Source organism: Cognatundibacterium rugosum (genome assembly GCF_014284365.1).
GTDB classification, from domain to species: domain Bacteria; phylum Pseudomonadota; class Gammaproteobacteria; order Burkholderiales; family Burkholderiaceae_D; genus Undibacterium; species Undibacterium rugosum.
The window spans coordinates 1-14,439 of the sequence record NZ_JACOGG010000025.1 but is presented as its reverse complement, the minus strand read 5'-3'; the positions used below and the strand labels follow the sequence as shown (position 1 = coordinate 14,439).

The window sequence follows — 14,439 nt, the reverse complement described above, 5'->3', positions numbered from 1 at the left end:
TAGTATGCGCAATACAGAGCCGCCCGCCTAGCGGCAGCCTATAAAACGGCTGACACGTGTTGCTTTCACACCAATTACTGCACGCTGCCATGTCCATAGCTCAGGAACAGTCGCGTACGGCCATGCTATACGGATGTTCATTCTGATAGCGCTCTGCCAACGCATCCAGAAACACACGCGTGCGTGCTGGCATTAGCCTGCGTCCCGGGAATACGGCCCAGACCGGAATTTCCGGCCCTTGCCAGTCACCCAGGATGGGAACCAGGGCCTGGGTTTCCAGATAGTTTCTGGCGAAGTGGTGCGACATCAGCATGATGCCCATGCCCTGTACCGCCAGGCGTATCAGTATTTCCGGTGAATTGGCGGTGGTGCGTCCGGGCGGGATGCCTTCCCATTGTTCATCACCGCGTCGCAGACGCCAGGGGATGGCATCTTTGTTGCGCGCAGTCAGACGCAGCGCATCGTGTTCCATCAGCGCTTCCGGTTCGCTGGGCGTGCCGCGCTTTGCCAGATACGAAGGGGCTGCATATAAGCTCGCCTGAAACGTGGTCAGACGCCTTGCCGCCAACGAGGCATCGTCGGGCAGCTCGCCTACCCGTATCGCGACATCAAAGTTTTCTGCGATCAGATCGACCCGCCGTGGCGACAAGTCCATATCCAGCTTTATCAATGGATAGCGGTGCAGAAAGTCGCTCAGAAACACGCCCATAGGCCCATAGGCGAAATCGCCGGGCATAGAAATGCGTAAATTGCCTGAGGGTTCGGCCTGGCGGTGCTGGGTCAGTGCCAGCGTGGCCTCCACTTCTTCCCTGACTTGCAGCGCATGTTGCAGCACGCTGTGACCGAACTCCGTCAGGCTGAGCTGGCGCGTGGTGCGCAGTAACAGGCGTTCACCGAGCTGGGTTTCCAGGGTGGAGATACGGCGCGACAGCGTGGATTTGGGCAAACCCAACCGCTCTGCGGCTTTGCTAAAGCTGCCTTCTTCCGTAACCCGCGCAAACAGGAATAAGTCATTGGCTTCTATGTGCATACGCTTGCTCCACTTTTGCTTCAAAATTATCCCAAAAATGGAACAATGATATCCAATTTATCGTCTTCTGTATTGATATTGGAACGTATAAAGTAGCTACATCGCCAAACGGAACAGCAAATTGTGAACTGCGCGTCAGGCGAGCTTCGATATAGCGACATCCGAACCAGCAGGCTAAGTCATTCAATCAGACAAGGAAACGATCATGAAAATTTTGCAAATCAACTCCAGCGTACGTTCCGCTAACTCGCACAGCAACCGTCTGGCGGCTGAACTGAGTGCCCATCTGCTGGCGCAACATCCGGGGGCCACATTGCAAGTGCGCGATCTGGGTGCGACACCGCATCCGGTACTGGACGAAACTGCCTTACAAGCCTTGTTCACACCAGCCGGCCAGCGCACAGAGACGCAGCAAGCCAGGGTGGCCCAGGATGACGCGCTGATTGCAGAATTGCAGGCGGCTGACAGCGTAGTCATCGGTGCGCCTATGTATAACTTTGGAATTTCTGCACAATTAAAAAACTGGATTGACGCGATTTCGCGTGCCGGTGTGACTTTCCGCTATACCGCACAGGGTCCGGAAGGTTTGCTGACCGGTAAAAAAGTGTATGTGGTGTTGACGCGCGGTGGCCTGTATCGCAATACGCCGAACGATACCCAGATGCCTTATCTGCGTGCTTTCCTGGGCTTCCTTGGTATGAACGACGTGGAATTTGTGTACGCAGAAGGTTTGGCCATGGGGCCCGACAGTGAAGCACAGGCGCTCAGTACAGCACGCGCTGAGATCGCGCAATTGAAGTAAGCAGAAGCGCAGGGATGGCGCAGGCTGATGCCGTTTATCGGCCTGAGAATCAACCTGAGAATTAGCCTGATAATCAGACTGATATGAAGCATGAAGGAGCAAGGTATGAACACGAATTATCAAGCAGAAGTCGTCAATCGCCCGCGTCAGGTCGAGCATTTGGTCGTGGGACAGGCAACTTCTGATGGCGCAGGTGTGAAACTGACACGCTTACTCGATCATCAGTTGCAAAAGCGCCTAGACCCTTTCCTGATGCTGGATGCCTTTGGCAGCGATGAGCCTGACGACTACATCGCCGGGTTCCCGGATCATCCGCACCGTGGCTTTGAAACCATCACCTACATGCTGACCGGACGCATGCGTCACCGTGACAGCGCTGGTAACGAAGGCTTATTGCAAACTGGCGGTGTGCAATGGATGACCGCAGGCCGTGGTGTGATTCACTCTGAATTGCCAGAGCAGGAGTCCGGTCGTATGGCAGGTTTTCAGTTGTGGCTGAATTTACCGGCGCAGGACAAGATGTGCGTGCCTTGGTATCGCGACATCCAGCGCGAACAGATTCCTGAATTGCGCACCGGGCAGGATGTACTGGTACGGGTGATTGCCGGTGCCAGCCACGGTGTGACGGGCGCAGTGCAAAGAGCGCATACCCAGCCGTTGTATTTGGATATCCATAGTCCAGATGGCGCCAGTTATACGCAAACACTGCCAGCGACCATGAACGCGTTTGTGGTGGTGTATGAAGGCGCATTGCAGGTGCGGGGAACCAGGGTGACTGCCGGGCAAATGGCGATACTGAACAATGCGCCAGAGTCGGATGGGGTGCAGTTCCAGGCAGTTGGTGCGACCCGTGCGATTTTGGTGGCCGGGCAGCCGCTGCATGAAGCCATCGTGCAGTACGGCCCGTTTGTGATGAACAGCCAGCAGGAAATTATGCAGGCGATTGATGATTACCGTCGTGGTGCGTTCGCCGCGTAAAGCTGGTGACTGAGGTGTATCGCTACTTAATTTGAAAGGAAATGAACATGACTTATTTAGAAAAAAGCGGCCCGCTGTTCGGGCGTGTACTGATCGCTCTGATTTTCGTGCTGTCGGGCGTTAGTAAAATCACCGGCTATGATGGCACCGTAGGCTATATCGCGAGCAAACATCTACCTTTTCCTGCCCTGGCGGCGATTGCGGCAATCGTGGTGGAACTGGGTGGCGGCTTATTGCTGATGCTGGGCTGGCGCGCCCGTCTGAGTGCAGCGGCCATGGCATTATTTACGATTGCGGCTGCGGTACTGTTCCATGATTTCTGGGCAGCTGCACCGGATGCAGCTCAAAACCAGATGATCCATTTTATGAAAAATTTGTCCATGGCCGGTGGCTTGCTGATGGTGGTGGTACATGGTAGCGGGCCGCTGAGCGTGGATCGTCAGGATTGAATGCAGTCTGCTTTGAAAATAAAAAACGCTGATACCAAATCAGCGTTTTTTTATTCAGTCTGAACGGGTACCGCGTATCAGTCCTGATCGAGGTGCAGTTGTATCACACCAGTTGCCGGAGTCGCGCAGGGTTCATCGTCAAACGCGATATCGCCATTGGGATTGGCATTGCCATCGAGTTTCAAGTCCTGGAAGTTGAACAGATTTCTGTCCATCAGATGCGAAGGCGCGACGGTCGATAGCGCAGAGAAAATATTATCGACGCGGCCAGGATGTTTCTTTTCCCATTCACGCATCAGGTTTTTGATTTGCTTACGCTGCAGGTTTTCCTGTGATCCGCACAGATCGCAAGGAATGATAGGGAATTGGCGCACCTGTGCATAACGTTCGGTATCGGCTTCTTTCACATAGGCCATAGGGCGAATCACGATGTGTTTGCCATCGTCCGATTGCAGTTTGGCTGGCATGCCTTTGAGTTTGCCGCCGAAGAACATATTCAGGAAAAAGGTTTCCATGATGTCGTCGCGATGATGGCCGAGTGCTATTTTGGTCGCACCCAATTCATCAGCTACCCGGTACAAAATGCCGCGCCGCAGCCTTGAGCACAGTGAGCAGGTGGTTTTTCCTTCCGGGATCAGACGCTTGACGATGCTGTACGTGTCCTGATTTTCGATGTGATATGGGATACCGATTTTTTCCAGATAAGCAGGCAGTACATCGGCCGGAAAATTTGGCTGCTTCTGATCCAGATTGACAGCGACGATGTCGAAGTGGATAGGTGCGCGTTCGCGCAGCGTCATCAGAATATCGAGTAAGGCATAACTGTCCTTGCCACCGGACAGGCAAACCATGACCTTATCGCCTTCTTCTATCATATTGAAATCGCCGATGGCCTGACCGACCAGGCGGCACAAACGTTTGTGCAGCTTATTGTTTTCGTAGGCGATTTTTTCTGCTGATTTGGTTGCGGAATGAGCGGCTGACTGGTCGGTGGATTCAGCAACTGCGGCTTCACTGCTGCTGGCCGCGGTGCTTTCGCTGGCGCTGGAGATAAGGGATTCGTTCAAGGCTTGCATGGTCTGACTCTGGTTTTACTGTTGAATTGCTGGTGCTGGTTGCGCAGGCATCGCTTACGGCAAGACAGGGCGACGAAAATTATATGTGCCGCTGGTGAGGTGCTTGCCGTAAGAGATTAACTGAGGTCTTATTCTTTGATCTGGAATACTTCCACGCCTACGCCTTCACAATCCGGATAGACGTCCGGTTTCATGGTGGAGACGCAGACTGCGCGTACGCGTGGGTGGGCCAGCATGCTGCGAGCCACATCGTCACACAGGGTTTCTTGCAAATGAATATGGCCTTCTGCAACGCGGGCCGCGATGGTGCCACGCATGAAATCATAATCCACGACTTCATCGAGCAAATCATCTTTTGGCGTCGACAAGGCCAACGGGATATACAGGTCGACATTGATCAGCACGCGCTGTTCGCCTTTTTTTTCAAATTCATGCACACCGATATTGATGTTGACTTCATAGTTGCGCAGAAACAGACGACGGCAATCGGTCAGTTGCGGGTGGTGCAGGACGGATAACATAAAAAGCTCGATTCTAAGAAAAGTTAACTGAGGTTACCAGTATTTGCAGTCGCGACGAACATCACATCGCGCTGCAAAGGAATTAAATGCTGGCCGCCATCGACCAGGATAGTGGTGCCCGTGATGGCCGGGCTGTCTGCTACAAAGCACACCGTGCGCGCGATATCGTCCGGCGTACTGGAACGCCCCAGCGGTGTGATCTGGTGGGCCTGCGTAAAATCGGCCTCACTCTGATGTCCGGACACCATGGTGATGCCGGGCGCTACGCCGACTACCCTGACTTTGGGAGCCAGCGCTTGTGCCAGCGTGGTCGTCGCGCATTGTAATGCGGCTTTGGACAAGGTGTACGATAAAAAATCAGGATTCAGATTGAACAGCTTCTGATCCAGTAACTGAATCGCACAACTTTGACCATGTTCTGGTGTGGCCGCATATAGTGCCTGGGTCAGGATAATGGGCGCTGCCAGATTGGCATGCATATGCCGGTCCAGCGCCGTATGACTGAAGCTGCGTACATTATCTTCTTCAAACAGTGATGCATTATTGATCACGCAATGTATACCGCCCAGCGTGGCGATTACTTGCGGTAACAGGGCGCGGGTTGCTGCTTCGTCGCTCAAATCACAAGCGAATGCAGCGGCCCGGCGCCCCATGGCCTGTATTTCTGTCACTACCTGGGCAGCCTCGTCGGCCGAACGTCCATAATGCACGGCCACGTCCCAGCCTTGCCCGGCCAGTGCGAGCGCGATGTGGCGACCTATGCGTTTAGCCGCACCGGTCACCAGGGCGACGCGTGCTGCGGTAGGGAGGGGCGGCGCTTCAATACGCTTGCTGCTCATGGAAATTCTTCACAGAGTTGTTACGGTTTTCAATACAATGCCGGTATGCAAAAATTATCTCTACCTTTACCGGCGCCGGATGCGCTTGCAGCTTCACAAGCGTTGCAACAACGGATTTTGGACGAACTGGCCCAGCATCAGGGCTGGATTCCTTTTTCACGCTATATGGAGCTGGCGCTGTATGCACCCAATCTGGGTTATTACAGCGGCGGTGCAACAAAATTAGGCAAAGACGGCGATTTTACAACGGCGCCCGAAATGACGCCGCTGTTTGGTGCCACGCTGGCGCAATTTTATGCGCAGTGTCTGCCACAGATCAGTGCTCAGGTCATGGAGTTTGGCGCTGGCAGCGGCAAGCTCGCCAAGGATTTTCTGACCGAATGCCGTACAGCAGGAATTGCGATAGAGCGCTATTTTATCGTGGAATTGTCTGGCGAACTGCGTGCCCGTCAGGAAGAATATCTGAAAGATTTTGCTGAAGTGCAGTGGCTGCCTGCGATGCCTGAAGCATTTTCCGGACTGGTACTGGGCAATGAGGTGCTGGATGCGATGCCGGTTGACCTGCTGCGCAAGACGGAGCAGGGATGGCGCGAAGTCGGTGTGGCATTGAATACCGCTGACGGCGAGTCAGTGTTGTCCTATCAGGAGCGTGATTGTGATCCTGTGCGCGCGGCGCAGATTCCGGATGACGAAACGCTGCAGGACGGCTACCTGACAGAAGTTCACTCCGTTGCGATTGGCTTTATGCATAGCCTTTCTGCTATGTTGCGGTCTGGACAGACGCAGACCGGTAAAGCGGCCGCGGCCTTGCTGATCGACTACGGTTTTCCTGCACGCGAGTATTATCATCCGCAGCGGCATCAGGGCACGCTGATGTGTCACTATCGTCATCATTCCCATCCTGATCCTTTCTATCTGCCAGGTTTGCAGGATATTACTGCCCACGTAGACTTTACTGCGATGGCCCAGGCCGCATTGGATGGCGGTTTGCAACTGCATACGTATGCGAGTCAGGCTGGTTTCCTGATACAGGCCGGTATCGCGCAAGTGCTGGCGCGTACTTCCGCCGAGCAGGTGATGCAGTATCTGCCCCAGGCCAATGCACTTCAAAAACTGGTGTCACCGGCAGAAATGGGCGAATTATTTAAGGTCTTACTGGTGGGGACAGAATTGAATCTGCCTGCAACTTTGCTGCAGCAAGACCGCTCACATCGCCTGTAAAACATCCGCCAGCCGCAGCTTGGCTGGCTGTCCCGAATCGGAGTGCACTATGTTTCGCTGGTTTCTCACCTTGTTCCTGGTGGTGATCGTCTTATCCAGCCTGTTGCCCTGGCTGGAAAAACTCGGCATAGGTCGCTTGCCCGGTGACCTGCGCTTTCGTCTGTTTGGTAAGCAGTTTTCGTTTCCGTTCGCCTCAACCATTCTGATCACGCTGTTCGTGCTGGCTCTCGCCAGAATCCTGAAATAAGGATGATTAAGTTGCCTAAACACAGCATTTTTTCTGCAAACAGGCCAACATGCGTAAAGTTCCGCGCAGCACTGCCGTCACATGCATATAATGAATCCGGCGACCGGCGATCCGTGGCGCACACCCTGCCAGCCTATTTCTGGCAATCAGTAAAATAATTAAGCTAAAGGTTGAAATGAGCGAACTCAGTGACATCAGGGCATTGCTCATTGAACCGCATCAGGGCATGCGGGTCAGTTTGCACAATATGCTGAATTTGTGTGGCATCACCAAGATCGAGCATGCGCTCACTGCCGGCACGGCGGTGCGGTCGATACAGAATAAGGTCTATGACCTGATCCTGTGTGAATACGATCTTGGTGTTGGTCAGGATGGTCAGCAATTGCTGGAAGATATGCGCCATCATAAGCTGGCACCCTTATCCACCATCTTCATTATGGTCACGGCTGAACGCAGTTATGCCAAAGTGGTCAGTGCTGCCGAACTCGCGCCGTCTGATTATCTGCTCAAACCGTTCACTGCGGATACCTTGCTGGAACGTGTGATCAAAGCCTTAGAAAAACGCCGCGCCTTTGTTGACGTCCATGCACTGATGGAAGAAGGGAATCCGACTGAAGCGATTGTGGCCTGCCACCATGGCGAACGTGATTATCCCAAGTATGCGGTCGACTTTATGCGCTTGCGCGCTGAGTTACACGTGGTGCTGGGCGAGGCGGTGGAAGCTGAAGCCTTATACACGCAGTTATTCGAGTTAAAAGCCGTGGCCTGGGCCCGTTTGGGGCTGGCGAAAACCTTATTCATGCAAGGTAAATATCAGGAAGCAGAAACTATCCTGAAAAATCTGGTGGCTGAAAATAATAAATACATGGACGCCTACGACTGGCTGGCCAAAACCCATGAAATGATAGGCCAGTTACCTGAGGCGAAAGAAGTGCTGGACACTGCCGTTGGTGTGTCACCGCATGCAGTGCGGCGTTTGCGTAATCTGGGCCGGATTGCGATGGAGACCGGTGATATAGAGACCGCAGAGAATGTATTCAAAAAAGTGGTCAGTAAGGCCAAGTTTTCTGAATTCCGTGATCCTGAGGATCATCTGAATCTGGTCGACGCACTGGTCAAAAAAGGCGATACGGATCAGGCGAAGTCGGTGATACGCGACATGGAAAAAAACATGGTCGGTCTCAAAAAGACTGCTGCCTGCCGCGCTATTTCTGCGGCTATGGTACATGCCAAAACCGGTGATATCCGGCTGACCGAAGAGCTGGATAATGCTGTGGTCGCTTCACGTGAAGATATTGGCCTGTCGACCAATGCCAAACTGGGGCTGGCGAAGAGCTGTCTGGAAAATAATCAGGAAAATCAGGCGTCTGAAATCGTGCTGGATGTGATGAAAAACGCCAGTAATCAGCGCATGATGGCACGGGCCATGGGCGTATTTGAAAGCGCAGGTAAAGGACATCTTGCGAAAGAACTGGCGCAGCGTAGTCAGAAAGAAGTGATGGATCTGGTGGCGCTGGGGGTACAAAAAGCGAAGCAGGGCGACTTCCGTGGGTCGGTCGAACTGATGACTGCTGCGGCTAAAAAATCGCCTGATAATCCGCAGGTGGTATTGAATGCGGCGCTGGCTGCGCTGAAATGTCTGGAAAATATGGGTTGGGACAGCGCCATTGGTGAGCAGGCCCGCAATCTGATTGAGGCTGGCCGTCGTCTTGATCCTATGAATCCTCGCCTCAAAGCAATTCGTGGTTTGTACGACGAATTGCAAAAAAAATATGGGCTGGCGGCGAACCGGACTGCAAAAAACTGATCGTTGCGAACGCTGGCATCAGTGTGAGAATTTCTCTACAATCGGTATTTTGATAGCCGGAGATTGTGATGAGCTTTACCACCTGGTTTGCCTTTGTCATTGCCGCTTGCGTGATCGCGGTTTCGCCGGGGTCCGGCGCTGTATTATCGATGTCGCATGGACTGAATTACGGTGTGCGCCGTACCAGTGCCACCATCATGGGATTGCAGGCTGGTTTGCTGATGATACTGGCGATTGCCGGTGCAGGCGTGGGCTCTATTCTGCTGGCCTCTGAACTGGCATTCAGCATTGTGAAGGTGGTGGGTGCCTTGTATCTGATCTATCTGGGCTGGATGCAATGGCGTACCCGTGTTACCCAGAGCATGCTGCAAGATACGGCTGACAAGGTGGTTCCGTCCGTGAAACGCCGCTTTCTGACTGGTTTTCTGACCAATTCCACTAATCCTAAGGGCATCATTTTTATGGTGGCCGTGTTGCCGCAATTTATATCGCAGCAGGCACCCTTAACACCGCAGTTACTGATCCTGGCTGTGACTATGTGCACGGTAGACCTGATCGTCATGCATAGTTACGCCTTTGCCGCTTCCGGTGCACAGAAATACTTCCGCGATGAGCGCTGGCTGCAGAGGCAGAATCGTTTTTTTGGTGGCATTCTGATGGCAATTGGTGCGGCACTGTTCTTTGTCAAGCGTAGTCCGGCAAACTAAACTGATATCGCGTCAGACGGCAGCGCAGTGAATTGCGCTGCCGTCTTTGTTTCCACGTCTTTCGACGTGTTTCCGTACACTTACTCGCTTAAAGGGATGCCTTGCTTTTTCGCCAGCGCATCAATGTCCTGCCAGATCGTCATCTGATTCAGCAAGCGGGTGGCAGGGTCTATCATTGCTGCCAGATTAAAGAAACGTTCCAGTGCCGTTTCATCAAAGCTGATGGATTGTGAAAAATTAATGCGACCGTATTGCTTGTGAAATGCATGTAGCAAATCAACGGGTGCATCTTTATGCCACGCCTGCATTAAGCCACCGACCATCAGTGCGCAGTCGGTAGTTTGTTCCAGGCTGCGTGGGCTACGCGCAGTAGCAACATCACGAAAATCCAGCAGTCGCGGGAAAAATACCTGACGTATCCAGCTGGCCGGAATGCCTTGTGGGCGTTGCAGACTGGCGCTGCGCCAGTATTTCCAGCTTTTTTCCGTCTCATGCGTAGCCACAAACTGTGGATCAGCCAGCAGCAGACAATCTTCACTCAGTTCTATGTCCAGCACCACAGGCAAGCCTGCCTGATGCGCAATATCGTCCAGGCCTGGCAAATTTGGTTTGCTGCCTTTTTGTTCTTGCAGCGCGTTGACAAAGGCGCCCATCACTTCAGTGTGTTGCTGATGCAGTTCGCTGGTGTTGTGGCAAAACGCGGCGCAGGCAGCGTAATAAGCCATCAGTTCACCGACAAAAATCCCGCCACTGATATGTTGAGTTTCCAGGCCCAGACGTTGAGTGTCCGTGCTGATGCCCTGACGCAGTATGGTGTACAACTGATTGGTGGTGCAGCCAAACTTTACTTTGCTGCCGGCAGCAAGTCTGAATTCGCTCATAGATTTACTTTCTGAAATAGACCGAGTACGAGCTCGGGTGGACGTGCGATCACAGCCTGTCCCTGGTAGCTGACGATAGGCCGTTGTAAGAGTTTGGGCGTGGCTACAATGGCTTGCAGCGCGCGCAAATTGTCTGCATCTGCCAAATGGGCGATACGGTATTCCTCTTCATTGGCGCGTAACATTGCCTGTACCTCACCGCCAAGCTGGCTCAGCAGTGATTGCAATTGCTCCAGTGTCAGCGGTGTCTTCTGGTAGTCGATGACTGTCAGTGTTAAGCCTTGCTGGGTCGAGATTTGCTCGAGCAGCGCCAGTGTTTCGCGCGACTTCGAGCAACGTGGATTATGGTAGAGCTGTATCATAAATATTCTTTAGCATTCTTTTAGGACTGACGAAAAATTGTCCCGGCATGGCTGAACTGCGCTTTGTTACTGTGGGAGGCATCCTTGATAAGCGATGCCTGTTACACCAGCAGTCAGCATGTTGCCTGCAACCCTGCTGGGGCAGTTTTTGCGTAAGGCCAGTTTACAGAAAACGGTCGCCAACACCCGCCAGTACCAGGCCGCCCAATACGGCAAACACGCCTGCTGCTATCCACCGTACCAGTTTAAATGGGAAATTAGGCGATGCCACTTTACCCAAAAACACCGCAGGTACATCAGCGATCAGCATGCCCAGGGTAGTGCCGGCAATGACGCTGGTCAGCGCCTCATACTTCGCCGACAGTGCGACTGTGGCAAGCTGGGTTTTATCACCCATTTCAGCCAGAAAGAACGTCACACAGGTCAGCAAAAAGACCCCATAGTGACCATCTTGAATACCCTCGTCATCCATTTCATCGGGCTTCAAAGTCCAGGCCGCGATGGCAATAAATGAGAGCCCCAGACCCCAGCGTAACCAGTCTGCTGGAATATGACAGGCTACCCAGCTACCGATTAATCCGGCCAGCGCGTGGTTGGCCAGCGTAGCGACCAGGATACCAAGAATAATGGGCGCTGGTTTTTTATATCTGGCTGCCAGCAAGAGTGCGAGTAATTGGGTTTTATCGCCGATTTCACCGACGGTGACAGCGAGTGCAGAGACGAGAAATGCTTCCATGTATGTGCTTGGGACGGGGCGGAATGGCCAATGACAGCGGCACGCCGCCCCATCCCTGGAAACGCCATGCAACTATCAAAGGTCTTGCTAAATCCACGCAAAATCGCGGATCCGGCGCACCATGACGAATCCGTCAAGTATGTTGATGCACCGCCTTCAGCTAGGCTGAAGCTGGCTACTCCCCAATGATTGAGAGCGCGAATTATAGCTCAGGCGAACTGCAATGCACGGAAAAATCTGACGCTGTTGTTTGTTGACTAAAACTTAGAAAAACTGGGGCGTCTCCTGCGCGCATATGCATCTTCATTGTTGCAGCGCAGACTAAAGCAGGAATCATGATGTACTGATCTTCCGCAGATTGCTGCATGCGTTTTATCATTGTAAATGAATGTGGACAGCGATAGCGGGTACAAACTTACATTAATCAATTTTCAGCCACGCCGGCTTGCAAAGTGTTGAGCGGGGGTGGGCAATGCCGATGTCACAATTTGGTGACGATCAAGAGTCTTGATGGCCAGTACGGGAAAATAGGACGCGATTAAAATCGTGGGTGCTACACTGAAATTCTATAAATTATTTTTTCCGGACGTGCAAAGTGGATATTTATCTGAATCATTTTATGAGCTTTTGGTCTGCGGCAGAAATCAGTGCGAACCTGATCATTTTCCTCAATATTTTCGGTGCCATGCTGCTGGGTTTTGTCGTCGGTTATGAGCGCTCTTATCATGGCCGGGCTGCGGGAATGCGCACCTATGGCTTGGTGTGTATGGCTTCAGCAGCGCTGGTGGTGATTGCTGGTTATCCTGATTTCTGGTTTGGCGGCAGGGCGCTGGCGCCGATGAATCTGGACCCTTCACGCACTATCCAGGGCATCGTTACCGGCATAGGTTTCCTGGGGGCTGGTGTGATCATGAAAGAAGGTTTCACAATTAGCGGACTGACCACGGCAGCCTCGGTGTGGGCATCTTCGGCCATTGGTATCCTGGTTGGCGTAGGATTTTATGCTGCTGCGATATTGTTGGCGCTGTTATCCGCCGCCTGCATGATCTGGGTGCACAAACTCGAAGCCTGGCTACCGGCGCGGGCCGCGATTGCGATTACTTTACGTTTTCAACCTGGCTTACAACCCGATGAAACGGATTTGTTGCGTATGGCGGAGCGACATGGCTATGAACTGGCTGAGGGCACGCTGGCTATTGCGATGCAGGCGGGCTGCGCGGAGTGGCGTTTTGTTGCAGTTGCATTGAACCGGCGCTCAGCCAGCCCGCTGGCCGTGCTGTCGCATGACTTTCAGCAAAAGCAGTACATCACATCCTTCCAGCTAAGTCACGCCCGAAATTAAGCTGTGCGGAAAAAACAGGGCGGAGCGAGACAAGTGCGCAGAAGTGTGCCGTTTTCTCGTCATTTTGTTATTTGAAAATAAATTTTTCTCGTTTTTTTCATCCTTTTTGCAAAACAGCCTTGACAGGTGTGAGGTCGATCTATATAGTTCGGGATTCCCTGCGGAGAGGTGGCCGAGTGGTTAATGGCAGCAGACTGTAAATCTGCCCTCTTGCGAGTACGCTGGTTCGAATCCAGCCCTCTCCACCAGGTAAAGAATTTTAAGAATTTGTATTGCGGCTGAAGTGGTAGCCCCTGCGGGTGTAGCTCAATGGTAGAGCTGAAGCCTTCCAAGCTTATGACGAGGGTTCGATTCCCTTCACCCGCTCCAGTTTTTTGCATCGCTATTGTGCGAAACAAGCTGCCCTTGTAGCTCAGTGGTAGAGCACTCCCTTGGTAAGGGAGAGGCCACGTGTTCAATCCACGTCAAGGGCACCACTAAAGCTGGTGTTTCAAGTCTGAAGTCGTCGGGCGCGTGCCTGAGTATTCTCATCAAAATCGTTAGGAGTCCAAAATGGCAAAAGGTAAGTTCGAACGCACCAAGCCGCACGTGAACGTCGGTACAATTGGTCACGTTGATCACGGTAAAACTACACTGACAGCAGCGATCGCGACAGTTCTGTCCGCAAAATTCGGCGGCGAAGCGAAGAAATACGACGAAATCGACGCAGCACCAGAAGAAAAAGCACGTGGTATTACAATTAACACAGCACACGTAGAATACGAAACAGCAAGCCGTCACTACGCACACGTTGACTGCCCAGGCCATGCTGACTATGTTAAAAACATGATCACTGGTGCAGCGCAGATGGACGGCGCGATCCTGGTTTGCTCCGCAGCAGACGGTCCTATGCCACAAACACGTGAACACATCTTGCTGGCTCGCCAGGTTGGTGTTCCATACATCATCGTTTTCCTGAACAAATGCGACATGGTTGATGACGCTGAGTTGCTGGAACTGGTTGAAATGGAAGTGCGTGAATTACTGTCCAAATACGAATTCCCAGGCGACGATCTGCCGATCATCCAAGGTTCCGCAAAACTGGCGCTGGAAGGCGACAAAGGCGCGTTGGGCGAAGAAGCAATCATGAAACTGGCTGACGCACTGGATAGCTACATTCCTACACCAGAACGCGCAGTTGACGGTACATTCCTGCTGCCAGTAGAAGACGTATTCTCCATCTCTGGTCGCGGTACAGTGGTAACTGGCCGTGTTGAACGCGGTATCGTTAAAGTCGGCGAAGAGATCGAAATCGTTGGTATCAAAGACACAGTTAAAACAACATGTACTGGCGTTGAAATGTTCCGCAAACTGCTGGACCAAGGTCAGGCAGGCGACAACGTAGGTGTTCTGCTGCGCGGTACTAAGCGTGAAGACATCCAGCGTGGTCAAGTGTTGGCGA

Annotated in this window: 16 protein-coding genes, 3 tRNA genes and 1 riboswitch; of the genes, 12 read left to right on the top strand and 7 right to left on the bottom strand. The window is 52.8% G+C overall.

Annotation, left to right across the window (positions count from 1 at the left end):
* Nucleotides 1-100: 100 nt before the first annotated feature.
* Nucleotides 101-1,030, bottom strand: a complete 930-nt coding sequence (locus tag H8K47_RS16445; RefSeq protein ID WP_186882479.1) for a LysR family transcriptional regulator — start codon at nt 1,028-1,030, stop codon at nt 101-103.
* 205 nt (nt 1,031-1,235) lie between these two features.
* Here H8K47_RS16445 and H8K47_RS16440 point away from each other — a divergent pair, with 205 nt between their 5' ends.
* From H8K47_RS16440 to H8K47_RS16430, 3 genes are all read left to right on the top strand, one after another.
* The gene (locus H8K47_RS16440; RefSeq protein WP_186882478.1) at nt 1,236-1,832 is read left to right on the top strand and encodes an FMN-dependent NADH-azoreductase; all 597 of its coding nucleotides are present in this window, start codon (nt 1,236-1,238) and stop codon (nt 1,830-1,832) included.
* A 105-nt stretch (nt 1,833-1,937) separates the two neighbouring features.
* Complete coding sequence (locus tag H8K47_RS16435; protein ID WP_186882477.1) at nt 1,938-2,810, top strand: pirin family protein; 873 nt, start codon at nt 1,938-1,940, stop codon at nt 2,808-2,810.
* A gap of 47 nt (nt 2,811-2,857) precedes the next feature.
* Nucleotides 2,858-3,259 (top strand): DoxX family protein, encoded by a 402-nt coding sequence (locus H8K47_RS16430; protein ID WP_186882476.1) that lies wholly within the window; start codon nt 2,858-2,860, stop codon nt 3,257-3,259.
* Nucleotides 3,260-3,336: 77 nt separating this feature from the next.
* Here the strand turns inward: H8K47_RS16430 and ttcA are convergent, their stop codons facing one another.
* From ttcA to H8K47_RS16415, 3 genes are all read right to left on the bottom strand, one after another.
* A complete protein-coding gene (gene ttcA, locus H8K47_RS16425; protein WP_186882475.1) occupies nt 3,337-4,335 on the bottom strand; it encodes a tRNA 2-thiocytidine(32) synthetase TtcA in 999 nt (332 codons plus the stop codon).
* 128 nt (nt 4,336-4,463) lie between these two features.
* A complete protein-coding gene (locus H8K47_RS16420) occupies nt 4,464-4,856 on the bottom strand; it encodes a dihydroneopterin aldolase (RefSeq protein ID WP_186882474.1) in 393 nt (130 codons plus the stop codon).
* Nucleotides 4,857-4,879: 23 nt separating this feature from the next.
* Entirely contained in the window at nt 4,880-5,695 is an 816-nt protein-coding gene (locus H8K47_RS16415) for an SDR family oxidoreductase (RefSeq protein ID WP_186882473.1), read from the bottom strand.
* Nucleotides 5,696-5,740: 45 nt separating this feature from the next.
* Here H8K47_RS16415 and H8K47_RS16410 point away from each other — a divergent pair, with 45 nt between their 5' ends.
* The 4 genes from H8K47_RS16410 to H8K47_RS16395 all read left to right on the top strand — a co-directional run bounded on the left by H8K47_RS16410 (nt 5,741) and on the right by H8K47_RS16395 (nt 9,677).
* The gene (locus H8K47_RS16410) at nt 5,741-6,916 is read left to right on the top strand and encodes a class I SAM-dependent methyltransferase (protein WP_186882472.1); all 1,176 of its coding nucleotides are present in this window, start codon (nt 5,741-5,743) and stop codon (nt 6,914-6,916) included.
* A 49-nt stretch (nt 6,917-6,965) separates the two neighbouring features.
* Complete coding sequence (locus H8K47_RS16405; protein WP_186882471.1) at nt 6,966-7,163, top strand: DUF2905 domain-containing protein; 198 nt, start codon at nt 6,966-6,968, stop codon at nt 7,161-7,163.
* 175 nt (nt 7,164-7,338) lie between these two features.
* The gene (locus H8K47_RS16400) at nt 7,339-8,970 is read left to right on the top strand and encodes a tetratricopeptide repeat-containing response regulator (RefSeq protein ID WP_186882470.1); all 1,632 of its coding nucleotides are present in this window, start codon (nt 7,339-7,341) and stop codon (nt 8,968-8,970) included.
* Nucleotides 8,971-9,038: 68 nt separating this feature from the next.
* Nucleotides 9,039-9,677, top strand: coding sequence for a LysE family translocator (locus H8K47_RS16395; RefSeq protein WP_186882469.1), 639 nt, complete (start codon nt 9,039-9,041; stop codon nt 9,675-9,677).
* A gap of 80 nt (nt 9,678-9,757) precedes the next feature.
* Here the strand turns inward: H8K47_RS16395 and H8K47_RS16390 are convergent, their stop codons facing one another.
* The 3 genes from H8K47_RS16390 to H8K47_RS16380 form a co-directional block, all read right to left on the bottom strand.
* Complete coding sequence (locus H8K47_RS16390; protein WP_186882468.1) at nt 9,758-10,558, bottom strand: hypothetical protein; 801 nt, start codon at nt 10,556-10,558, stop codon at nt 9,758-9,760.
* Nucleotides 10,555-10,920 (bottom strand): ArsC/Spx/MgsR family protein, encoded by a 366-nt coding sequence (locus H8K47_RS16385; protein ID WP_186882467.1) that lies wholly within the window; start codon nt 10,918-10,920, stop codon nt 10,555-10,557. The genes H8K47_RS16390 and H8K47_RS16385 overlap by 4 nt, the downstream gene beginning before the upstream one ends.
* 163 nt (nt 10,921-11,083) lie before the next feature.
* Nucleotides 11,084-11,656, bottom strand: coding sequence for a TMEM165/GDT1 family protein (locus tag H8K47_RS16380; protein WP_186882466.1), 573 nt, complete (start codon nt 11,654-11,656; stop codon nt 11,084-11,086).
* 89 nt (nt 11,657-11,745) lie between these two features.
* Nucleotides 11,746-11,852, bottom strand: a riboswitch (yybP-ykoY riboswitch).
* 423 nt (nt 11,853-12,275) lie between these two features.
* On the opposite strand from H8K47_RS16380, the gene H8K47_RS16375 reads away from it, so the two are divergent.
* The 5 genes from H8K47_RS16375 to tuf all read left to right on the top strand — a co-directional run.
* Nucleotides 12,276-12,998, top strand: a complete 723-nt coding sequence (locus tag H8K47_RS16375; protein ID WP_186882465.1) for an MgtC/SapB family protein — start codon at nt 12,276-12,278, stop codon at nt 12,996-12,998.
* A 162-nt stretch (nt 12,999-13,160) separates the two neighbouring features.
* Nucleotides 13,161-13,246, top strand: a tRNA-Tyr gene (locus H8K47_RS16370).
* 47 nt (nt 13,247-13,293) lie between these two features.
* Nucleotides 13,294-13,367, top strand: a tRNA-Gly gene (locus H8K47_RS16365).
* 32 nt (nt 13,368-13,399) lie between these two features.
* Nucleotides 13,400-13,474, top strand: a tRNA-Thr gene (locus H8K47_RS16360).
* A gap of 76 nt (nt 13,475-13,550) precedes the next feature.
* On the top strand, nt 13,551-14,439 hold an 889-nt coding region (gene tuf, locus H8K47_RS16355; protein ID WP_186882464.1), incomplete at its 3' end, for an elongation factor Tu.